Source organism: Clostridium sp. JN-9, from assembly GCF_004103695.1.
In the GTDB taxonomy this organism is placed as follows: domain Bacteria; phylum Bacillota; class Clostridia; order Clostridiales; family Clostridiaceae; genus JN-9.
On the sequence record NZ_CP035280.1, the window covers coordinates 1,282,556 to 1,306,711 of the forward strand.

Sequence of the window (24,156 nt, forward strand, 5' to 3'; positions counted from 1 at the left end):
TGCAGAAATTAAGATTTCCAGGGAAATGGGATTAATTTTAGCCTTCTTATCCTGCAAAACTGAGTAATAACGTTAATTTTATCTTATCCAAATAAAGGAATATGAGAGCACATGTAGAATATATGTAATAATATTTTGTTTCATACTTATGGTTAAAAACAGTTTGTATTCAAGGGGGGAAGTTATGAATAAGAAGAAAAATATATTATACGGAATTTTAGGGGGCCTTTTATTATTTTTTATGACAATTTTTAAGGCTGATGAAATATTTGAAACTTCTGGTTTTACTTGGTTTATATCTCATGGTGTATTTATGCTTTTATCAGCAATAGGAATAATCGCTGTGGTAATTTTCAGCTTGTATTATATTTTTACTGCATTTAAAGAATTAATCTCTAAAGATGATTAAAAAAGAACCTTTAAAAAAATAACAGTAACTACGCTCATATCTCTATAAAGTCTATTTTCTGCTTTTATTCAATATACTTTACATAAAGGTTTATTGAATGAGGATGTGGTTCATTGAAATTTGTATTTCTAAATAAAAAATGGGTAATTAGGTTTCTAATTGGTCTTTCAGTGATATTGCTATTGCTGCTGCTTTTACAAAAGTATCCTGGACATTTATATACTACCAAAATGGTTATGGGTGGACAGTTTTCTAAACAACCTATTGAAAGTGATGGAAGCAAGACTGCTGGCGTTGAAATTGATGCAGAAAAGTATTTTCGCCCATCCAAGTTACCGGTTCTTAATAATAGAGACTTCAGTATGAATTTCTTTAATTCATTTTGGAAAAAGGAGCTTTCCGGAATTGTTTTACCTGATTATTTATTAAAAACTCCAGATGATACAATTATTAATTATTTTAGTATTTTACGACAGGCTGCCAACCCTCAAAAGGGAAAGAAAGCTGGGTGTGGAACATTAGGCTATCAAGGCGCGCCGTATCCAGTTGCATATAATTTTTTATCTTCTGCATATCAGAAAAAGCTGAATTATAATCAGTATCTAAAATCCTTTGAAAACATACTTCATATAAACTTAATAAAACTGAAAAGAATTGCTGAAGATGAAAAGCATCCAAATAGCATGAAATATTTTGTAGAAATTGAAGCAATAGAAGGTTCTGAGAAGGATATAGCCTATTTTGCCTACTATTATGGGTATGTATATGTAATAAGACAAGGAATACAATACAAAATATCAGATTTACAATTTTATGGTGAAAATTATCTATGTGCACCTTATCATGGATGGAGATATATGGCAGAAGCTGTAGTGGATATTAAATATGGCGACTGGTGCTCTTTGGTCAAAGAGAGATACCCAACACAGCAGGATGGGTTTGTAAAAAGAATTTATTTTAAAGGCACAGATGGAAACAATTATATGATAGAATTTTTTCAATTAACTAATGATACTGATATAGAGATAGCACAATATAAACAGATACAAAGTGGGAAATAGGAATTGATAAAACTTGATCCAAATAAATGCATAGAGAAGAATAGAAATTAACTTACGACTTTATTGCTACGTGGAACTTCAGTAAAATTTTATGGATTATAAGGGGATAGAGATAAATGAACACATATAATGATACTATTGCCTTTTGGGATAATATATTTACTAAACAAAAAGCAAAGAAGCATATAGAATCTTTAAAAATACATAAAGATTTAGAAGATGCAATTTGTTGGCTTTCAAATGAATCAAAAACCATTTTGGATTATGGCTGTGGCAGTGGAACTATGCTTTTTAAATGTGCAAACTATGAAAATGCATGTATGTGTGTAGGAATTGACATTTCACAAAAAGCTGTAGAGTTAGGAAGAGAAACAGCACTATTAAATAATTTAGAAGGAAAGGTAGAATTTTCTTGTGGGGGAATAATGTCTTTAGAGAAAATTGAGGAAAATTCATTTGATAGTGCAATATTATCTAATATCATTGATAATGTTATACCTAGCGATACTATTAGTATTATCAGAAATATTAGTAGAATTGTAATTCCTAATGGGAAAATATTAATAAAGCTAAATCCTTATTTGAAACAAGAGCAATTAGATGAATATGGATTAAAGCTGATAACTAATAACCTTTATCTTGAAAATGAAGGGACTTATTTAAGAAATTTATCTACATCTCAGTGGGAAGAAATTATTAAACAGTTCTTTATTATTAAAGAATATAAAGAAATTTTTTTCGAAGAATTTAGGCAGTATAATAGGATCTTTCTTTTAGTCAACAATAAATAGTTATATCATATTATCAAAATCTAACTGTACATCTAATTAATGTATTTAAAAGGGGGTAACCATGAATAAAGAAGAAATTTTAGAAAAAAGTAGACAAATACATCAGGATGAGGGAATGGAGCATGCTGAAAATCAAGGGAGAAAAATTGGGTTTATCGCTTTTTCTATTTTATATCTATTTCTTGTCATATTTAATTTTTTTTATGGGGAAATTGCTACATTCGATGCTATTTCTTCTCTGTTTTGGGCGTTCATTGCTGGAGAATCATATGGAAAGTATAGTTTTGCAAAAACAAAGCTGTATCTTATATCTGCTATAGCTGGAAGTATTGCATCTATTCTCTCAGTTGCAAACTATATAATAATCACACTTAGGTAATGGGCATATCCTCTAATATACAAGAGTAGGATAATAGGAATTTATATAGGGGGAATTGAATATGGAGTGGCTTACAAAGGAAAGTGATAATTATATATTTAATTATCATGTGGGCTCTGTTGCAGAAAAAGAAATAGAAAAGGTAATAAACTTGCAGGAAACTTGTTATGATTTTGTTTGCAGTTGTTTAGATGTAAACATGGAAGTTAAAATCAAATATTATCTTTGTAATTCCCCTATAGAAGTAGGTGAATTGTATGGAGACAATGAACCATGTAATGGCTTTGCTAGAAAGCCAAATGAAATATATGCCGTATATAATGATAATGTGAAATGTGTAGGTTTCCATGAGGATGCTCATATAATTTCATATAATATAGCAGTTCCACCTCAAACATTTATGAGGGAAGGTCTTGCAATGTTTTTTGATAGGGTATCATTAAAAATACCTAATTATGCTTGGGTGAAATTTTTTATCGATAATAATATGTATATCAGCATTGAAGAATTGATAATTAATAAAAACTTTTATAAGTATAGTGATTTGATTACCTATCCTATTGCTGGAGAATTTACAGAATATCTAATTTCAACGTTTGGAATACATAAATTCAAAACATTCTATTCTTCACTAAAAGAAGATAATTTTCAGTCAAGTTTTATTGAGGTTTTTAAAACGCCAATATCAATTATTAATTCAAAATTTATTAAATATATTAACAGTATAGGAATTAATGATACTATTTTTAGCATTATAAAGAATGAGTTAGAAAAAAGAAATCTTTTAAAATAAATTTGAAGGTGTGGTTAGTTATATGGATGAGAGATTTTATTTACATGTTCCTTCTTTTGAAGAACTTGGTTATAGACAAAAAATATTAGCACAGCCTGATACAATGGCCTATAACAGGGGATACGAATTAGGATTTGAGAATTATGATAATGAAACAGGTTGTATTGACTTTAGAAAAGAATATTGGAAAGAATGGTTTTCCCGATGGGTAAATAATACACCCGATAAATATTATGCTTATATTATTAAAAGCGGTGAGAATATTCCTATTGGTGAAGTTGCTCTGCATTATGATGATAGTGAAAATGGGTACTGTGTTAATATAATTATAGAAGCTAAATATAGGGGTAATGGATATAGCGGGGAAGCATTACGATTGCTGATTGATGTAGGATTTCACAAATTGAATGCAAAGAGAATTTTTGATACATTTTCAAATGAACGGGTATCAGCAGAGAAAACCTTTAAAAAAGTAGGATTTAAAAGAATTTCAGATGATATGCTTGAATTAACCAGAGATTAAGTAGGGTAACTGTGATTTGCAAGAATTAGTAAGCATGAGAGATAACTATGGATATTGGAGATGGGAATATAATAAAATGAAGAATGAAATGGGTATAAGGAGAGTTATCAAATGTCAAATTATATAATGGATTTGAGGTCTATTGTAGGGCATCGAACTTTATTACAGGTAGGTGTAAGTGTAATTGTAGAAGATAATAAAGGAAGAATTCTATTGCAAAAAAGAGGCGATAACCATTGCTGGGGGTATGCAGGAGGTTCAGTTGAATTAGACAAAAAGGTTGAGGATGCTGCCAAAAGGGAATTATTTGAGGAAACTGGGTTGACTGCAAATAGTTTGGAACTGTTTGGTGTATTTTCTGGAGAAGATACCCATTATATATATCCAAATGGTGACGAGGTATCTAATGTTGATATTGTCTTTATATGTAAAGATTATTATGGCGAATTAATACGACAAGAGGATGAAGTTGAGCAATTAAAGTTTTTTGATATTGAAGAATTACCAAAACAAATATCTCCACCTATAAAGATAGCACTAAACAAGTTGATTGAGAAAAGGATAAGTCAATGCTAAATTACAATTTATGAATAAATAAGAGCTAAACGCGATAGTTGTGGTGAAAATTCAGTCTTGATGAATTTTGTATAAACTTTTACATTCTACCTATTAGTTCTTACTTCTTACTTAAAAAGGTTCTTACCTAAATAACAAAATATTTGGAAAGAGACTGGATTGTTTATGGCTTTTATTTATAAAAAATTATAATGTTAAGAGAGGAAAACCTTATGGGAATATTTGGACCAAGCAAAAAAGAAATTTGGCAGCAGCTGGCTGAGGAAATTCAGGATGATTATGTAAACAATGGCTTTTGGTCTGGAGACAGAGCAGAAGCACACGTATATAATTGGATTGTTGTATTGGATACTTATACAACATCCACAGGAAAATCGTCAATAACCTATACAAGAATGAGAGCTCCCTTTGTGAATCTTGATAACTTTTATTTTAAAATATATAAAGCTGGAATCCTCAGCGGGCTTGGTAAGGCGCTTGGTATGGAAGATATAAACATTGGCCATAAGGAGTTTGATGATAATTTCGTTATAAAAAGCAATAATGAAGAAAAGGTAAAGCAGTTGTTTTCAAATGCAGGCATTAGATCTTTGATACAAGCTCAGTCTCAGTTTAATCTTGAAATATCTGGATTAGTATTATAAATAAAAAAGCCTAAAGCAATTATAATGCTTATTGTTTTGCTCTATCTATTGGTCGGCTGCTCAAATACAAATACCAAGCCAAGTAGTATTTCTACCACCAAAAATAATGCTTCTTCTCAAAGTGTTTTAAAAACCAATCCAGATACTGATATTTTTATTATGAATTATACGGTTTATATGAATGCAGCAAGTATTGATTGGGTAACAAAACTGACACTTAAAGAAGGCAAAGTTCTTGGCAGGATTAATAAAACCGGGATAAAGAAGGGCTTTCAGAATTGGAATGCCACTAAATTTAAATTAGAGTAAGTAAAATATTTTTGGGCAAAAAATAAGGAAAGGCCACCAGCAAATACCATGCCGGTAGGCCTTTTATTCATATTAAAGACCTTATATAATTTATTTACCACAACAAATATAGAAGGGAGTTTTAATATGAATGATATAATTTTAGACGAATTGAAGTTGAATTTCAATGATATAGAGAAAGAAATTTTTGGGATAGTCTGCGAAGCAGGTTTAGCAGCTATTAAAAGTATGTTGGAAAAATTAGACGAAGTGTTATCTGAAAGTAGAGATAAGAAAAGATATAGGTATAAATTTAAAACAGAAAAAACAATTCAAACAACAATGGGAGATTTAACTTTTAGTAGAAGATATTATATTGATAGGTATGCTCAAAAGGGAGTTTTTCTTTTGGACAAAGTCTTAGATTTAAATTTAGTAGGAAGGACTAGTGAAAATCTTATTGAAAGAATGATTGATAGTGCAGTTGATAGTTCTTATAGAAAAAGTGCAGCTAAGATTGAGAAATCAACTTTAAGTAAAATAAGCCATCAAACTATTAAGAATAAAGTAGATTATTTAGGTGATTTAATACGTAAGATTGAGAATGAAAGAGTTGCAAAGTATATAAAAGGAAAACTTAAAGGTAAAAAAGAAGTAGATATACTCTTTGAAGAAAAAGACGGAGCCTACTTGAGAATACAGGGAAAGAAGCACAAACAGGAGATTAAAGTAGCTAAGGTTTATGAAGGTTGGGTTAAAGATAGCGGTAGCTATCGAACAACAGGAACTATATACTTTTCAGGATATGAAGAAGGAGAGATCTTCGATAACATAGTTAATAGCGGTATCGCTGAAATCTATAACGAAGATAAAATTCAATACACTATTCTTAACGGTGACGGAGCCTCTTGGATTAGTGCAGAAACGGAAAATAATATACAAAAGATATATCAGCTAGATTTATTTCATATATTTCAGAAGGCAAGTCGCAAGATAAAAAGTGATGAATCTAGAAAAATAATAAAAAAGCTTCTAAGGAAAAAAAGATATGATAAAGTTTTAGAAAAACTTAAAGAATTTATAGCTTCAGAAGAGGATGAAAAGAGGAAAAAAGAATTAGAAGAAGTATATAGTTACTACAATAATAATTTTGATGCACTCACAAGATATGAGGATAGAAAAGAAATTGTTTTGCCAGCGCCCCCTGACGGAGTCGAATATAAAGGATTAGGCACCATGGAAAGCAGCATAAGAAATGTTATAGCTTCAAGGATGAAAGATAATGGAACAGCATGGTCTATACAAGGAGCTAATAATATGAGTAAGATACTTTGTCTAAAGCATTCTGGCGATTTAAGAGCAAAACTTAAAGATATATTGAGAAATAGCAAAGTCGTAGACTTCATAAATATAAATAAAGTTATCAAAGAGCAGTTAAACGAGTCAAAAATAACTATAAATAATGAGGTTAAAGCTCTTCTAAAAGAACAGAAAAAAGCAGAAGTTTAGCACCTAAAAAAGTTTTAGGGCGCAGCCCGCTGATTTATATTGATTTGCTAGTATTTAATAAAAACATTGTAAAATCCGATTTCTACTGGAAATTATAAAAAAAATTTGCATAATAAAAGCATCCTTTTTATAATAGTTTTGCACAACACAATAGAAAGGATGCCTTAAGATGAATAAAAGTTATTTAAAACAAATGCTCACCTATATTAATAAAGTATACGATATAGGTGAAAAAATCAATACCTTAGAGGATAAAAAGATAAAATCTCTAGTAAAAATTTCAACAATCACCTTTGTAGTTTTGTTTGGATTTATGCTTCAAATAAGAAGTTTCAACAGGTTAGAGCATTGGCTTAAAAAAGGTAAATTTAAAAAAGTATTACCTAAAAACACTAAAATGATTCACATTGATGCCGTTAGGCGCTGCTTAAGTGATTTTGATTTGAATGGTTTGAAAAATATTCATGATAGTATAATTAGAACTACGATAAAAAATAAGATATTTAGAAATGGTACCATAGATGGCTTAAAGGTAGTTGCTGTAGATGGTGTAGAATTATTTGAAAGTGCTAAAAAATTTTGTGACAAATGTCTTTCACGAAAGAATAAGGATGGCACTACTCGTCATTTCCACAGATCTGTAGTTTGTACTACCGTAGGTTCGGATCCCCATGTTATTTTAGGACAAGAAATGCTTGAACCTAAGAAAGATAGTTCGAATAAAGATGAAGGTGAAATCACCGGAGGTATAAGATTAATAAAAAAATTATATCGTAAATATCACCATTTTGCCGATATTATAGTAGCTGATGCTTTATATTGTAAATCTACTTGGATAAAAGAAGTCCTTTCAATAGGAATGAATGCAGTAGTAAGAGTTAAAGATGAGCGTCTTCTCATTGTAAAGGATGCATTAGCTCTATTTAAGCGCCGTGAGGCTGATAAGAAATGGATTGTAAAGCAGGGAAGTAAAGACTATACCAAAATTAAAGCTTGGGATGAAGATAATTTTGAAATATCAGATCCGACTATCAAAGTTAGATTTATAAGGTTTATAGAAGAAATTCATACTGGAGATAAGGTAGAAATTAAAGAAGGCTGGATTATAACAACAGACAAATTTGCCTCAGTAGAAACCTTGTGGAAGATAATGCACAAGAGGTGGGATATAGAAAATAATGCCTTTCATCAGCTTAAAACAGAATGGCATTTAGATCATTGCTTTCTTCATAGCCCTACGGGCGTAGAGACAGTACTGATGTTTATAATTATAGCGTTTAATCTGATGCAGTTATATTTTTTTAGATGTATCAGAGGTTTTAGAAAGAAACGGATGCTTCAAATAGATATTATTGAAGATATAAAAGATGAAAGATTTACTATAGATGACAACTGGAATAATCCAATATTTAAAAAGACTTAATATAAAAATAAAATTGGAAATCGATTATTAAAATTTCTTAGGGTAAGGGTAATTATAACTATTTTTTCGACATATCGGTCTGTTGATTTACCAGCCATGTAAGAAAGTACAATAAAATACAATTCCAGTAAAAGTAAATCTTTTACTGGAATTTAGATGCGAAATCTCTGAGAAAAAAGCTAGAAAGTATAATGAAAGTATGCAAAGCAGTATAATATATGGACAAGGGAAAAAGACTAGAACAAGTTATATATTAAATGGTCTATCGACCTTTGATTTTTTTGCCGAAATACTGTAGTTATGTAATTATGGAAAATGAATCCAAAAAGTAACGGGCAAGTTTACCCAAAACAAGAAAGGTATAATATTACTAAATAACCAATGGCTGCGCCATATAAATTTTTACTGTGACTTTAGATTAACATATGTTTCAAATTTAAATTTTATGGTATATAATTAATATAAAATATTATTTATTTGGAGGGGTCAATATGGCAGTTAAAAAAAGTATATTATATGACATGTTTTTGAATTATTCATACAATGACTTAAAAAATTTGTTTAAGAATTCAAAAACAAAAGAAGAAAGAGATTTTTATATGACACTTTCAAATATAGTATTGCAAAGAGAGCAGGAAAGGATAATTGGTAAACAATAATGCCTACTTATACTATATTTGCAGGTGTTAATGGAGCTGGTAAAACATCAATATATCAATCAATTTATTATAATGATAACAAGTGTGAAAAAAGAATAAATACTGATGAGATGGTAGCTAGAATAGGATCATGGCAAGATAATAACTTACAGATAAAATGTGCTAGAGAAGCCGTAATGCTAATTAAAAGCTATATTAAGGAAGGCATATCATTTAATCAAGAAACTACATTGTCAGGTAAAAGTATTATTAAAAATATCAAACTTGCGAAAAACAATGGATTTTATGTTGTAATGAACTATGTTGGTGTGGATAGTCCTGAAATTGCAAAATACAGGGTTAGACTAAGAGTAGGAAAAGGTGGTCATGGTATACAGGAAGATGTTATTGATAGAAGATTTTACGATTCACTAAAAAACTTAAATGAATCTTTATCAATGTGTGATGAGGTAAATATATATGATAATACTGTAAAGTTTAGAGAGGTAATTTATATTAATAAAGGCAATTTGTTTTGGAAAGATAGGAATTTACCTATGTGGACAAATAATATATTAATAAAATAATCACAAATATTATAATAAAATTTAATATAAGTCACTAAATATCAAGAGTTAGGGTAGAGAGTTAGCTCATTGACCCTATACCAGCCTGCTGAAAAGTAAGGTGGTTCTGCTAACAGCGATAAGAAGTTAAATATTATGGATGGATGATGTCTTCTTATCTTTAGGTAAGGAGATTTTTTATTTATTAAATCAAGTAATAATAAAAGGTATAAAAACTTAATTGGAGGTGAATAATTTTGACAATGGCTTTTAATAAAATTTATGTGATAAATGGTGATATTACTAAGGAAAGTACGGATGCTATTGTAAATGCTGCAAACAGCGGCCTCATGGGAGGAGGCGGAGTAGATGGAGCAATTCATTCAGCTGGCGGCAGTCAGATACTTGAACAATGTATGGCTATTGTAAGAAAAATAGGAAGGCTCAGCACTGGAGAAGCGGTTATTACAACAGGAGGAAAGCTTAAGGCAAAGTATGTTATTCATACAGTAGGCCCTGTGTGGCATGGAGGAAATAACAATGAGGGAACTCTGCTGTCAAATGCTTATAGAAACAGCTTGAAACTGGCTTTTGACAATAATATAAAAACTATTGCATTTCCTAATATAAGCACGGGAATTTATGGATATCCAAAGGGACTGGCGGCAAAAACAGCTTTCAGTACAGTGGCTGAATGCCTGAAAATTTATAAAGAAATAGAACAGGTTAGATTTGTATGTTTTGATGATTATAATTATAATTTATATTTACAGCTGAAAAATAATGCAGATATGATAAAGTAAAATGATAATAATTAATATTGAATTGCAGAGATAAAAATGTCATAATTTTAACTGCTTCTATGTTATACTTATAATGTTTATATATTTGTGGAATTTGATTTAAGGTTTTTTGGAGAAGGTAATAGGTACTATGAAGAGAATAAATGAAATTTTTAGTGATTATGAGGCTCAGGGCAGCATAAATACTGCCTTTGTGGAATCGGTAGTATTGAAGAAAAAAACAAAAACTCTGGAAATGAAGATCAGCTCTGACAAATACATAGAAATAAAGGAGCTGGAGTATCTTAATAATTTTATAAAAAAAAGATTTGCCCTTAAAGATTCTCTGATCACTGTTAAATATGCTGAAGGAACAGATAAAAAACCCATTGAGGGAGAGCTTAAAAATATAATATATTCTGCCTCACATAAATATCCTGTATTAAAAACTGTGGTTTTAAATAATAGCGAAGTTAAGGTGGATAAGAACATCATAAATTTTAGCTTTAAAATTGCTGTATCAGACTTTTTAAAATCCCTTAATTATGATAAAAAAATTCATGATGTAATTAAAAGTACCTATGGGTCATCATATAAAATTAATTTTATTGATAATGTAAGCAGTGAAGATTTAATAAAGATGCAGGAGGATGCTCGTGCAAGGGAAAATATGCTTATTCAGAGGGAAGTAAAAAGCGCTGCAGCAATCAGTACTTCTAGGCTTCCAAAAGAAGTTGTATTTAAAAAACAGGAAATTAAAGGAGAAGCTGAAGGTAAAAGCGGAGGAGATTCATTGCTGATACTTGGAAGAAATCCTAGAATTAAGGAGCCTGTAATAAAAATTACTGAAATCACACCTGATGAAGGAAGAGTTGCTATACAGGGTGAAATATCAAATATAGAGGCAAAGGAGCTGAAAAGCGGGAAAACATTAGTTTCCTTTGATTTATATGATGGCTCAAGCTCAATGACATGTAAGTCATTCCTTAAGCCAGGTGAAGACATTAAGGTTTTATCAAGACTTGAAAAGGCAAAGGGAGTGAGACTTGCCGGAAATGCAGGATACAGCAGGTTTACTGATGAAATTGAGATTATTGCTAATACCATAATAGAAACGGAAGGATTGAAAAAGACAATAAGGCAGGATAATGCAAAGGTTAAGAGAGTAGAACTTCATATGCATACACAAATGAGCCAGATGGATGCCATGACCAGTGCTTCTGATTTAATTAAAAGAGCCATGAGCTGGGGCATGAAATCCATTGCCATAACGGATCATGGAGTGGTGCAGTCATTTCCTGAGGCACATAAGCTGCTTGGAAGAGACAATCCTGATATGAAGATTATATATGGATTGGAGGCCTACCTGGCACCTGACAAAAAGCCATCTGTAATGAATGCTAAGGGGCAGAGCATTGATACAGTTTATTCTGTGCTGGATTTGGAAACCACAGGCTTTTCACCTGTTACCGAAAAAATAACTGAAATAGGAATAATGAAAATCAAAGATGGAAAGGTAATAGATGAATTCAGCTGCTTTGTAAATCCTGAAAAGCCAATTCCTGCAAGAGTTGTTCAGGTTACTCATATAACAGATGATATGGTAAGAGATGCCGAAACTATAGAAAAGGTGTTTCCTAAAATGCTGGAATTTATAAAGGGCACAGTTTTAGTTGCCCATAATGCTGAGTTTGATGTGGGATTTCTAAAGCATAATGCCAGAGTTTTAGGCTATGACTTTGATTTTACCTATGTAGATACCCTATCGCTGGCACAGGAGCTTTTTCCTAATTTTAAGACATATAAATTAGGAAGAATAGCCAAAAATCTTAATATAAAAGTGGATGTAGCACATAGAGCACTGGATGATGTTAATACAACTGTTAAGATATTTAATGTTATGATTGATAAACTTAAGGAAAGGGGAGCGGAAAACCTTAAGGATATAGACATATATGGTTCTGATGAGGAATCTAAAAAAGAGGAATTCAAAAAACTTAGAACATATCATGCAATTATACTGGCAAAGGATTATACAGGTTTAAAAAATTTATATAAACTTGTATCCTATTCACATTTAAATTATTTTTATAAAAAGCCTCGTATACTTAGAAGCATTTATAAAAAATATTCTGAAGGGTTAATAATTGGCAGTGCCTGCAGTGAGGGAGAGCTATATCAGGCTATACTTCTTGGAAAATCTGATGAAGAAATTGAATCTATTGCCAGGGAATATGATTATCTTGAAATACAGCCTCTTGGTAATAATGACTATTTGGTAAGGACAGAGCAGGTACCTGACAGAGAGTATTTAAAGGATATAAACAGAAAGATTATAAGGCTTGGAGAAAAATTAAATAAACTTGTGGTAGCCACAGGTGACGTTCACTTTATGGACCCTGAGGACGAGATATACAGGCGTATACTGGAGGCAGGCCAGGGCTTTAAGGATGCTGATAATCAGGCTCCGTTATATTTAAAAACAACAGAAGAGATGCTTGAGGAATTTTCTTATTTAGGAGAAGAAAAGGCCTATGAAGTAGTGGTTACAAATACAAACAAAATATCAGATATGTGTCAGCAGATAAGCCCTATTTCACCGGAAAAATGTCCACCTCATATAGATGGCTGCGAGCAGACTATTAAGGATATTGCCTATGGAAGGGCTCATGAGCTGTATGGAGACCCTTTGCCTGAAATTGTTCAGTCAAGACTTGATAGGGAGCTTGCTTCTATTATAAAAAATGGCTTTTCAGTAATGTATATTATTGCTCAAAAGCTGGTTTGGAAATCAAATGAAGACGGATATCTGGTAGGTTCCAGGGGTTCAGTGGGTTCGTCCTTTGTGGCTAATATGACTGGTATTACTGAAGTAAATTCTCTTCCTCCTCATTATAGGTGCCCTAAGTGCAGGTACTCGGACTTTTCCGATTATGGCGTTAAAAACGGCTTTGACCTGCCTGATAAGAATTGTCCTGTGTGCGGAGAGAAGTTGTGTAAGGATGGCATGGATATACCTTTTGAGACCTTCTTAGGCTTTAATGGTGATAAAGAACCAGATATAGATTTAAACTTTTCAGGAGAATATCAGGCAAAGGCACATAAATACACAGAGGTTATCTTTGGTAAAGGGACTACCTTTAAGGCTGGAACCATAGGTACCATTGCAGAGAAAACTGCTTTTGGCTATGTTAAAAAATATTATGAGGAAAAGCATATTCCTATAAATAAAGCAGAAATAACAAGACTGGCAGCGGGTTGCACAGGTATAAAGAGAACCACGGGGCAGCATCCTGGTGGAATTATAGTTGTGCCAAAGGGAAGAGAAATATTTGAATTCTGCCCTGTGCAGCATCCTGCAGATGATCCTACATCAGATATTATAACAACACATTTTGATTATCACTCTATTGACCAGAATTTATTGAAACTGGATATACTTGGCCACGATGATCCAACAGTTATAAGAATGCTTCAAGATATAACTGGAGTTAATCCTCATAAGATACCTCTGGATGATAAGGAGACCATGTCCATATTTTCATCCACTGAAGCTCTTGGAGTAACGCCGGATCAGATAAATTCCAAGGTAGGTACATTTGGAATCCCTGAATTTGGTACCAAATTTGTAAGGGGAATGCTTGTAGACACAATGCCAAAGACTTTTTCTGAATTGCTTTGTATATCTGGACTTTCCCATGGTACAGATGTGTGGCTTGGAAATGCCAAGGATCTTATTGATCAGGGAATAGTAACCTTAAGCGAGGCAATATGTACCAGAGATGATATTATGATTTATCTTATGAAAAAAGGTCTTCCACCAAATACCTCCTTTAAGATAATGGAGCTAGTGCGTAAGGGCAAGGTTATGAAGGAACCTGAAAAATGGGCTGAATATGTGGCTCAGATGAGGGAACATAATGTGCCCGAATGGTATATAGATTCCTGCAAAAAGATAAAATATATGTTCCCTAAGGCTCATGCTGCTGCTTATGTAATGATGGCCTTCAGAATAGCATGGTTCAAGGTGCACATACCAAAGGCCTATTATGCAGCATACTTTACCATAAGAGCAAAGGCCTTTGATGCAGAATTTATGATATTTGGAAAAGAAAAGGCAAAAGATAAGATGAAGGAAATTGAAACCATGGGCAATCAGGCAGGCCCAAAGGATAAGGATATGTATGATGATTTGGAGCTGGTTCTGGAAATGTACGAAAGGGGATTTAAGTTCCTTCCTATAGATTTATATAAATCCCATTCAACCAAATTCCAGGTAGAAGAAGAGGGCTTAAGACCTCCTATAAACAGCATATCCGGAATGGGTACTGTGGCTGCAGATGGAATATACAATGCAGCACATGAAAAAGAATTCAGTTCCATAGATGACTTAAAGAAACGTGCTAAGATTGGTAATTCTGCTGTAGATTTACTTAAAAAATTTGGATGTCTTAAGGGCATTCCTGAAAGTGATCAGATTTGTTTTTTTGATGCAATGTAATTTTACATGATGGGGGAATATTTATGGATTTATGGAGTATAGAACTAGATAATTATGATAAAAACCATAACGAAAAAAACGAAACTATTTTCACTCTTGCCAATGGTTACAGAGGCCTTAGAGGAGCGTTGGAATTTTCAAAGCTTGGAAACAGGGGTAATTTTATTGCAGGGGTTTTTGACAAAGCTCAGGGCCAGGTTTCAGAAATAGTAAATTGTCAGGATCCCCTTGGTTTTAATATATATATTGAAAATGAAATGGTGGATATGGAAAAATGCGCTGTGGAAGGTTTTAAAAGAACACTTAATATGAAAAAAGGTGTGCTTATTACAGAACTTACAGTTACTACATCTAAAGGAAGAACTCTTGGGATAAAATCTGAAAGATTTGTAAGCAGGAGCAATGTTCACAGATGGGCTTCGAAATATGAGGTAACAGCTAAAAATTTCAGTGGAAAGCTATTTATAGAAAATTATATTCAAGGAAGTGTAACCAACAGCTCATGGGATGTAATGAACAGGACAAAGCACCTGAAAGTCACAAGATGCACAGATATGAATCCAGGTATAGCATTGGAAGCTAACACATTAGATAAGGGAACAGAAATAATAGAGTGTACAAGGCTCATAGGCGAAAATGATCGTGATAATATTTTTAGAAAAAGAAGATACTGTGACTTTGGAGAAATAGTTTCAGAAGTTTATGAAACCTTTATTAAACAGGGAAGCACTTATACCATATATAAATATGGGGTTACTTATACCAGCAGAGATACTGAAAAAAACTTGTATTGTATAGCTTTAGAGGATATAAATGATTTTGCAGCTTTAGGCTATGAAGGCGAAAAAGAAAAGCACAGCCGTTCATGGAATAAAATATGGAATAATATTGATATTGAAATCCAGGGAGATGATAAAGCTCAAAGGGGAATAAGATATAATTTATTTCAGCTGGCATCCTCAGCTTATGAGGGGGACGGCAGAGTCAGCATAGCAGCAAAGGCTCTTCATGGTGAAGGATATAAAGGACATGTTTTTTGGGATACAGAAGTGTTTATGCTGCCATTTTTTATTTATGAGTGGCCGAGGGCTGCAAGATCACTATTAATGTACAGATATAACACATTAAAGGGAGCCAGGGAAAATGCAGAATTAAGCGGTTATAAAGGCGCAAGATTCCCATGGGAGTCAGCTGATGATGGAATAGAGACAACACCAAAATGGGGGCTTGATTATGAAGGCAATTGGGTAAGAATTTGGACAGGCGATGAGGAATTTCATATTAACTCTGATATAGTATTTGGAATAATAGAGTACTACAGAGCAACTGGAGATAAGGAGTTTCTTATTAATTACGGCATGGAAATGCTGCTGGATACAGCAAAGTTCTGGCAGAGCAGAGTTGAATATAATAAGGAAAAGGACAGATATGAAATAAACTCAGTTATAGGCCCTGACGAATTCCATGAGCATGTTAATAACAATGTTTTTACAAATTACCTTGCAAAGTGGAATATAGAAAAAGCTTTCTACTATAAGGAATGGCTCAGCAAGGAAGACGAACACAAATTGAGATTATTGTGTAATTCGCTTTGCATAAGCTCCAAGGATTTTCATGAATGGAAAAATATAGCCAGCAAGATATATATTCCAACAAATAAAGAGGGCACTATTATAGAGCAGTTTGAAGGATATTTTAATTTAAAGCATATAGAAATAAAAGAATATGATGAAAACAGCATGCCTGTATGGCCTAAAGAAGTGAAACTGGACAGGCTCGGTGAAACTCAGCTTATAAAGCAGGCAGATGTTGTACAGCTTATGCTTATGCTGCCTGAGGAATTTTCAAATGAAATTAAAAAGGTTAATTACCAGTACTATGAAAAGAGAACTATGCATAAATCATCATTAAGTCCATCCATGTATTCAATACTTGGACTTTCTGTCGGAGATACAAGCAATGCATATAAATATTTCATGAAAACTGTGTACACGGATTTAGAGGATAATCAGGGAAATACAGATTCCGGCCTTCATGGTGCTTCCACAGGCGGGTCATGGCAGAGTGTGGTTTTTGGCTTTGCGGGATTATCTGTTTTGAAAGATGGAACTTTAAAACTAAAACCATGGATACCTAAACATTGGAAAATGCTTAAGTTTAAACTTAACTGGCATGAATCGAGAATTACAGTTTCAATTTATCAGAATCATTTTGAAATAGCATCTGATAAAGAAATTAAAATAGAAATTAATAATAAAATCTATGAAACAGGAAAAAATTCAAAAAGGTAAGCAGTAAGGTGAAATCTTACTTTACACTATGTCTGGTGTGTCCATATGAAAATTTTAAAGTATTTTAAAGATATTGCTAGCATGGACAATATAATTTCATGTATAGATAAAAAATGCTAGGTTATAATATTCCTGTAAGTGATAAGATAACAACTGTCGCTGATGAGCGGCAAAGAAAAAACAAAGTTATTTAATATAATATCGCGGGGTGGAGCAGTTGGTAGCTCGTCGGGCTCATAACCCGAAGGCCATAGGTTCAAGTCCTATCCCCGCAACCAAAATTTTTAAAAAATGGATGTGTGATATTATATGAATTCTGTTGAGAATTAAATAATATAAAAGAATTTGTAAAAAGTTCTGTCAAGCATTTTTGAAAATGTCCCAAAATATTTAAAACATTAGCACCAGTTTTCTGGTGCTTTTTAGTTAGGTTTTACTTCTAAAATAAATAATGAGGCTTTCCTGGATTTTGGGTATGCTTAATAAGCCTTCTGAGTTTTATACTTAAAAGGAGGAATAGTAATATTATGGCATTTACTTTTATGCTATATTTTCCTGCCTATGTTTCTGCTTTTTAAGATAACGTTCAAAAGAAGCTTGTTTCCAAGGATGACTCATTGGAGGAATATAACGTTTTTTTGGTTGCCCCGCAGGAGCTGCAAGGTCAAAGCTTTTTGATGTAAGTTCATGTTCTGGTAATAGATCTAGAGCATATACCTTTTCATCAACACAAAAGAACATTCCACCATCAAAGGCTTGAATTACCATACCTGAAGTACCTTTTCGGTAATGTACAGCATATCCATTACAATCCATAGGGAGGTAATAACTTTTCTTGAATTTGATGCAGCTTCCGTTATCAACCTTCCTACTGGTTAATACGGCAAGTGTTAAATTTATTTTTTCAATATCTAGTTGTTTTTCAAAGACAGATTTGATATTATCAACTGGTAAAGCAAACTGGGCATTGAATTCTTTTATGTATGAGTTTAAGAATTCATTTGCTTGCTCAATTGTGCTGATACAAGCTAGCCTCATTTCTAAAGGGAGGCGTGATTGTAACGTCTGAAACATTCTTTCTACGCGCCCTTTAGCTTGGGCAACACTGCTTGTCTTAATTCCTATGCCTAACTGTTTACAGGCATAGCTAAACTGAGTGAAAGTATCCTCTTCAACTGAAGGGGACTTTTTCTTTTTGTATTCAAATACAGTACGTCTATCTGTAAATAACATATAAGGGATACCGTGTTCCGTGAGTACCTGGTGTAACACATGGTAATACCCGTTTAGGGTCTCTTGTGAGTCAAAATAAGCTCCCATAATAGCACCTGTAGCATCATCTACAGCAATGTGTAATTGGGTTTTATTCTTACCGAACCAAAGATGCTGTGAAGCATCCATCTGGAGCATCTCACCTATGTAAGCACATCTAGGGCGCCTCGGGTGTGCATCTTCAGCTGCAATAATTGCATTCTGAATGTTAGAAACCTCTTTTGGAGATTTGGCTACATTCTTCAATTCCTCTAATTGAGCTTTAACCTTTTTCCTTGTAGCACGCTTAGCCTTAGGAGACAGGATGAATTCCTGCATAAGGATTGAACGGATGGTGCTAATGGATACTTTGATATGCTCATGCTTCTCTAATAACTCAGAATAGTGGGTGAGATTAGCATCAGAGTATTTGGTACGATAAAGGTCAATAATTAATTGTCTTGTCTCATCATCAAGTGTATGGACTGGTTTTCTCCCATGATTACCATGAATAAAATAAGCCTTTCCCTGTTCCTGATATCCTTTGATCATTCTATTAATATGTCTAATAGAGCAGCTTAGATAAAGGGATGCCCTCTTCTTGTTTCCATTTGTTTCGACCAATTTCTTTATAGTTGTATATTTATCATTTTCTTTCATAGTTAAATTTACCTTTCTCATTATGTCCACCTCAATTCTCTTGAGGTATCATTATACTATATTTTTTGCATTTGGGACATAATCATATGTGGTATATTAAGACATTATCATAAATCAATCATATAATATAAAAGAATTTGTAAAAAGTTCTTGACAGATTTAAATAATGATGATAAACTAAGTAAGTTGTCGAAAGATGACAGATATGATCTTTGAAAATTAAACAGAGAAGATAACAGGTAAAAACTTGTTAAATAAACCAGCAATTCTTTTATAGAGTATAAAGTAATGAGCAATCAAACTTTTAAATTGAGAGTTTGATCCTGGCTCAGGACGAACGCTGGCGGCGTGCTTAACACATGCAAGTCGAGCGATGAAGCCTCTTCGGGGACGGATTAGCGGCGGACGGGTGAGTAACACGTGGGTAACCTGCCTCAAAGAGGGGGATAGCCTCCCGAAAGGGAGATTAATACCGCATAACATTAGAGCATCACATGATGTTCTAATCAAAGGAGTAATCCGCTTTGAGATGGGCCCGCGGCGCATTAGCTAGTTGGTGAGGTAACGGCTCACCAAGGCAACGATGCGTAGCCGACCTGAGAGGGTGATCGGCCACATTGGAACTGAGACACGGTCCAGACTCCTACGGGAGGCAGCAGTGGGGAATATTGCACAATGGGGGAAACCCTGATGCAGCAACGCCGCGTGAGTGATGAAGGTCTTCGGATTGTAAAGCTCTGTCTTTTGGGACGATAGTGACGGTACCAAAGGAGGAAGCCACGGCTAACTACGTGCCAGCAGCCGCGGTAATACGTAGGTGGCAAGCGTTGTCCGGATTTACTGGGCGTAAAGGGTGCGTAGGCGGATGTTTAAGTGAGATGTGAAATACCCGGGCTTAACTTGGGTACTGCATTTCAAACTGGATATCTAGAGTGCAGGAGAGGAGAATGGAATTCCTAGTGTAGCGGTGAAATGCGTAGAGATTAGGAAGAACACCAGTGGCGAAGGCGATTCTCTGGACTGTAACTGACGCTGAGGCACGAAAGCGTGGGTAGCAAACAGGATTAGATACCCTGGTAGTCCACGCCGTAAACGATGAATACTAGGTGTAGGAGGTATCGACCCCTTCTGTGCCGCAGTTAACACAATAAGTATTCCGCCTGGGGAGTACGATCGCAAGATTAAAACTCAAAGGAATTGACGGGGGCCCGCACAAGCAGCGGAGCATGTGGTTTAATTCGAAGCAACGCGAAGAACCTTACCTGGACTTGACATCCCCTGAATAACCTAGAGATAGGCGAAGCCCTTCGGGGCAGGGAGACAGGTGGTGCATGGTTGTCGTCAGCTCGTGTCGTGAGATGTTAGGTTAAGTCCTGCAACGAGCGCAACCCTTATCATTAGTTGCTACCATTAAGTTGAGCACTCTAGTGAGACTGCCCGGGTTAACCGGGAGGAAGGTGGGGATGACGTCAAATCATCATGCCCCTTATGTCCAGGGCAACACACGTGCTACAATGGTGGGTACAGAGAGATGCAATACCGCGAGGTGGAGCCAAACTCTAAAACCCATCCCAGTTCGGATTGTAGGCTGAAACTCGCCTACATGAAGCTGGAGTTGCTAGTAATCGCGAATCAGAATGTCGCGGTGAATACGTTCCCGGGCCTTGTACACACCGCCCGTCACACCATGAGAGCTGGTAACACCCGAAGTCCGTGAGATAACCGTAAGGAGTCAGCGGCCGAAGGTGGGATTAGTAATTGGGGTGAAGTCGTAACAAGGTAGCCGTAGGAGAACCTGCGGCTGGATCACCTCCTTTCTAAGGAGTCGACATGTAAGGATAACTTATATGAAAGCTTGGTTTATTTCTCTGTTTAATTTTGAGAGATCAAAAAACCTAAACGGTTTTTGATTAGTCTCTTTTGTTCTTTGAAAATTGCACAGTATAAAAAAGTTTACATTAAAGTTAAGGTATACAAAATACCTTTGTATTAAGATTACTTTATTTAAAGGAAAATTGCTAGAAGCGAGCAATACAAGGAAGCAACTGAACGAGGAGCGGAGTTTACTCAAGGTAAATGAGCACCGCAGTGAAGGCAGCTGACGCAGTAGTGCGAAGCTTATAGAGATTTTAAAGGTCAAGCTACAAAGGGCGCATGGTGAATGCCTTGGCACCAGTAGGCGAAGAAGGACGCGATAAGCTGCGATAAGCTTCGGGTAGGCGCAAATAGCCTGTGATCCGGAGATTTCCAAATGGGGAAACCCACATACCTAACGGTATGTACTATAAACTGAATTCATAGGTTTATAGGGCTAGACCCGGGGAACTGAAACATCTAAGTACCCGGAGGAAGAGAAAGAAAAATCGATTTTCTGAGTAGCGGCGAGCGAAAGGGAAAGAGCCCAAACCAGGAACTTGTTCCTGGGGTTGTGGATAGATTATTACTTAAGACAGGATTTAACTGAAGGTTCTGGAAAGGACTGCCACAGAAGGTAACAGCCCTGTAAGTGAAAAAGGAAGTCTTAAAGATCTATTCCAGAGTACCACGAGACACGTGAAACCTTGTGGGAAGCAGGGAGGACCACCTCCTAAGGCTAAATACTAACTGGTGACCGATAGTGAAGAAGTACCGTGAGGGAAAGGTGAAAAGAACCCCGGAAGGGGAGTGAAATAGAATCTGAAACCGTGTGCCTACAACCGGTCATAGCACTTTAACGTGTGATGACGTGCTTTTTGTAGAACGAGCCAGCGAGTTACGGTATGTAGCAAGGTTAAGTACTTAAGGTACGGAGCCGAAGGGAAACCGAGTCTGAATAGGGCGACTAGTTGCATGCTGTAGACCCGAAACCGGGTGACCTATCCATGGACAGGTTGAAGCGGAAGTAAAATTCCGTGGAGGACCGAACCACATTGGTGTTGAAAAATCATGGGATGAGCTGTGGATAGCGGAGAAATTCCAATCGAACTCGGAGATAGCTGGTTCTCCTCGAAATAGCTTTAGGGCTAGCGTTGAGAATGAGTAGTGGAGGTAGAGCACTGAATGGGCTAGGGGCTGACAACAGTTACTGAACCCTATCAAACTCCGAATGCTATATACTTGAATCTCAGCAGTCAGACTACGAGTGATAAGATCCGTGGTCAAAAGGGAAACAGCCCAGATCATCAGCTAAGGTCCCAAAGTGTAAGTTAAGTGGAAAAGGATGTGGGATTTCTAAGACAACTAGGATGTTGGCTTAGAAGCAGCCACTCATTTAAAGAGTGCGTAATAGCTCACTAGTCGAGAGGTCCTGCGCCGAAGATGTCCGGGGCTAAAACTTACCACCGAAGCTATGGATGTACACTACGTGTACGTGGTAGAGGAGCTTCCTGTATGGGCTGAAGTCGTACCGAAAGGAGCGGTGGACTGTACAGGAGTGAGTATGCTGGCATAAGTAGCGAGAAATAAGTGAGAATCTTATTGGTCGAAAACCTAAGGTTTCCTGAGGAAGGTTCGTCCGCTCAGGGTTAGTCGGGACCTAAGCCGAGGCCGAAAGGCGTAGGTGATGGACAATCGGTTGATATTCCGATACCGCCAACTGACGTTATTACAAATGGGATGACGCAGGAGGATAGGATGTGCGCACTATTGGATGTGCGTCTAAGCACTTAGTCAGGTCAGGCAGGCAAATCCGTCTGATCAATGATGAGGTGTCATGGGGAGCGAAATTATCGTCGCGAAGTATCCGATTCCACGCTGCCGAGAAAAGTCTCTATGGAGGAAGTTGGTGCCCGTACCGCAAACCGACACAGGTAGGTGAGGAGAGAATCCTAAGACCATCGGAAGAATTGTTGTCAAGGAACTCGGCAAATTGACCCCGTAACTTCGGGAGAAGGGGTGCCTCGCAAGAGGTCGCAGAGAATAGGCCCAAGCAACTGTTTAGCAAAAACACAGGTCTCTGCTAAAGCGAAAGCTGAAGTATAGGGGCTGACGCCTGCCCGGTGCTGGAAGGTTAAGGGGATCCGTTAACGCAAGTGAAGCGGTGAACTTAAGCCCCAGTAAACGGCGGCCGTAACTATAACGGTCCTAAGGTAGCGAAATTCCTTGTCGGGTAAGTTCCGACCCGCACGAATGGCGTAATGACTTGGGCACTGTCTCGACAACAAATCCGGCGAAATTGTAGTGCAAGTGAAGATGCTTGCTACCCGCGATTGGACGGAAAGACCCCGTAGAGCTTTACTGTAGCTTAGCATTGAGTTTCGGTATTGTCTGTACAGGATAGGTGGGAGACTGCGAAGCAGGGGCGTCAGCTTCTGTGGAGTCACCCTTGGGATACCACCCTGACAGTACTGAGATTCTAACCGGTGGCCATGAAACTGGTCACGGGACATTGTTAGGTGGGCAGTTTGACTGGGGCGGTCGCCTCCTAAAATGTAACGGAGGCGCCCAAAAGTTCCCTCAGTGCGGTTGGAAATCGCGCGAAGAGTGCAAAGGCAGAAGGGAGCTTGACTGCGACACATACAAGTGGAGCAGGGACGAAAGTCGGGCTTAGTGATCCGGTGGTTCCTCGTGGGAGGGCCATCGCTCAACGGATAAAAGCTACCTCGGGGATAACAGGCTGATCTCCCCCAAGAGTCCACATCGACGGGGAGGTTTGGCACCTCGATGTCGGCTCGTCGCATCCTGGGGCTGAAGTAGGTCCCAAGGGTTGGGCTGTTCGCCCATTAAAGCGGCACGCGAGCTGGGTTCAGAACGTCGTGAGACAGTTCGGTCCCTATCCGTCGCGGGCGTAGGAAATTTGAGAGGAGCTGTCCTTAGTACGAGAGGACCGGGATGGACTGACCTCTGGTGTACCAGTTGTTCCGCCAGGAGCATGGCTGGGTAGCTATGTCGGGACGGGATAAACGCTGAAAGCATCTAAGCGTGAAACCCACCTCAAGATTAGATTTCCCATAGCGTAAGCTAGTAAGGCCCCTAGAAGAACACTAGGTTGATAGGTTAGAGGTGTAAGCATGGCAACATGTTCAGCTGACTAATACTAATAGGTCGAGGGCTTGACCAAATAATTATACTGTGCAATTTTGAAAGAACAAGA

The 24,156-nt window shown here is 36.0% G+C and carries 17 protein-coding genes, 1 tRNA gene and 2 rRNA genes; 19 read left to right on the forward strand and 1 reads right to left on the reverse strand.

Annotated elements, in window-relative coordinates; all coding sequences use genetic code 11:
* Positions 1-184 precede the first annotated feature (184 nt).
* The 17 genes from EQM05_RS06160 (at position 185) to EQM05_RS06235 (ending at position 17,452) form a co-directional block, all read left to right on the forward strand.
* Complete coding sequence (locus tag EQM05_RS06160; RefSeq protein WP_128749218.1) at positions 185-409, forward strand: hypothetical protein; 225 nt, start codon at positions 185-187, stop codon at positions 407-409.
* Between the two features lie 113 nt (positions 410-522).
* Positions 523-1,470, forward strand: coding sequence for a hypothetical protein (locus EQM05_RS06165; protein ID WP_128749219.1), 948 nt, complete (start codon positions 523-525; stop codon positions 1,468-1,470).
* Between the two features lie 116 nt (positions 1,471-1,586).
* Positions 1,587-2,261 (forward strand): class I SAM-dependent methyltransferase, encoded by a 675-nt coding sequence (locus tag EQM05_RS06170; protein WP_128749220.1) that lies wholly within the window; start codon positions 1,587-1,589, stop codon positions 2,259-2,261.
* A 61-nt stretch (positions 2,262-2,322) separates the two neighbouring features.
* Positions 2,323-2,640: a DUF6442 family protein gene (locus EQM05_RS06175; RefSeq protein ID WP_128749221.1), complete on the forward strand. Its 318-nt coding sequence runs from the start codon at positions 2,323-2,325 to the stop codon at positions 2,638-2,640.
* Positions 2,641-2,701: 61 nt separating this feature from the next.
* On the forward strand, positions 2,702-3,433 hold the full coding sequence (locus EQM05_RS06180) for a hypothetical protein (RefSeq protein WP_128749222.1): 732 nt from the start codon (positions 2,702-2,704) through the stop codon (positions 3,431-3,433).
* 22 nt (positions 3,434-3,455) lie between these two features.
* On the forward strand, positions 3,456-3,956 hold the full coding sequence (locus EQM05_RS06185) for a GNAT family N-acetyltransferase (RefSeq protein ID WP_128749223.1): 501 nt from the start codon (positions 3,456-3,458) through the stop codon (positions 3,954-3,956).
* Positions 3,957-4,067: 111 nt separating this feature from the next.
* Positions 4,068-4,532, forward strand: a complete 465-nt coding sequence (locus EQM05_RS06190; protein ID WP_128749224.1) for an NUDIX hydrolase — start codon at positions 4,068-4,070, stop codon at positions 4,530-4,532.
* A gap of 212 nt (positions 4,533-4,744) precedes the next feature.
* The gene (locus EQM05_RS06195) at positions 4,745-5,176 is read left to right on the forward strand and encodes a hypothetical protein (protein ID WP_128749225.1); all 432 of its coding nucleotides are present in this window, start codon (positions 4,745-4,747) and stop codon (positions 5,174-5,176) included.
* Between the two features lie 24 nt (positions 5,177-5,200).
* Entirely contained in the window at positions 5,201-5,485 is a 285-nt protein-coding gene (locus EQM05_RS06200) for a hypothetical protein (RefSeq protein ID WP_128749226.1), read from the forward strand.
* Between the two features lie 126 nt (positions 5,486-5,611).
* Positions 5,612-6,973, forward strand: a complete 1,362-nt coding sequence (locus EQM05_RS06205; protein ID WP_164917221.1) for an ISLre2 family transposase — start codon at positions 5,612-5,614, stop codon at positions 6,971-6,973.
* Between the two features lie 169 nt (positions 6,974-7,142).
* A complete protein-coding gene (locus EQM05_RS16140) occupies positions 7,143-8,396 on the forward strand; it encodes a transposase (protein WP_128748581.1) in 1,254 nt (417 codons plus the stop codon).
* A gap of 491 nt (positions 8,397-8,887) precedes the next feature.
* Positions 8,888-9,055, forward strand: a complete 168-nt coding sequence (locus tag EQM05_RS15720) for a hypothetical protein (protein ID WP_164917222.1) — start codon at positions 8,888-8,890, stop codon at positions 9,053-9,055.
* Positions 9,055-9,621, forward strand: a complete 567-nt coding sequence (locus tag EQM05_RS06215) for a zeta toxin family protein (RefSeq protein WP_128749228.1) — start codon at positions 9,055-9,057, stop codon at positions 9,619-9,621. The genes EQM05_RS15720 and EQM05_RS06215 overlap by 1 nt, the downstream gene beginning before the upstream one ends.
* Before the next feature lie 236 nt (positions 9,622-9,857).
* Positions 9,858-10,403 carry an O-acetyl-ADP-ribose deacetylase gene (locus EQM05_RS06220; RefSeq protein WP_128749229.1) on the forward strand — a complete coding sequence of 182 codons (546 nt, stop codon included), beginning with the start codon at positions 9,858-9,860 and terminating at the stop codon, positions 10,401-10,403.
* A gap of 130 nt (positions 10,404-10,533) precedes the next feature.
* The gene (gene polC / locus EQM05_RS06225; protein WP_128749230.1) at positions 10,534-14,883 is read left to right on the forward strand and encodes a DNA polymerase III subunit alpha; all 4,350 of its coding nucleotides are present in this window, start codon (positions 10,534-10,536) and stop codon (positions 14,881-14,883) included.
* A 23-nt stretch (positions 14,884-14,906) separates the two neighbouring features.
* The gene (locus EQM05_RS06230) at positions 14,907-17,174 is read left to right on the forward strand and encodes a glycosyl hydrolase family 65 protein (protein ID WP_128749231.1); all 2,268 of its coding nucleotides are present in this window, start codon (positions 14,907-14,909) and stop codon (positions 17,172-17,174) included.
* Between the two features lie 202 nt (positions 17,175-17,376).
* Positions 17,377-17,452 (forward strand) — tRNA-Met (locus tag EQM05_RS06235).
* 262 nt (positions 17,453-17,714) lie between these two features.
* Here the strand turns inward: EQM05_RS06235 and EQM05_RS06240 are convergent.
* Positions 17,715-19,106 (reverse strand): ISNCY family transposase, encoded by a 1,392-nt coding sequence (locus EQM05_RS06240; protein WP_243108031.1) that lies wholly within the window; start codon positions 19,104-19,106, stop codon positions 17,715-17,717.
* A gap of 284 nt (positions 19,107-19,390) precedes the next feature.
* On the opposite strand from EQM05_RS06240, the gene EQM05_RS06245 reads away from it, so the two are divergent.
* A 16S ribosomal RNA gene (locus tag EQM05_RS06245) occupies positions 19,391-20,902 on the forward strand.
* Between the two features lie 317 nt (positions 20,903-21,219).
* Positions 21,220-24,123: ribosomal RNA gene (locus EQM05_RS06250) — 23S ribosomal RNA — on the forward strand.
* Together the 16S and 23S rRNA genes form the textbook arrangement of a ribosomal RNA operon.
* Positions 24,124-24,156 lie beyond the last annotated feature (33 nt).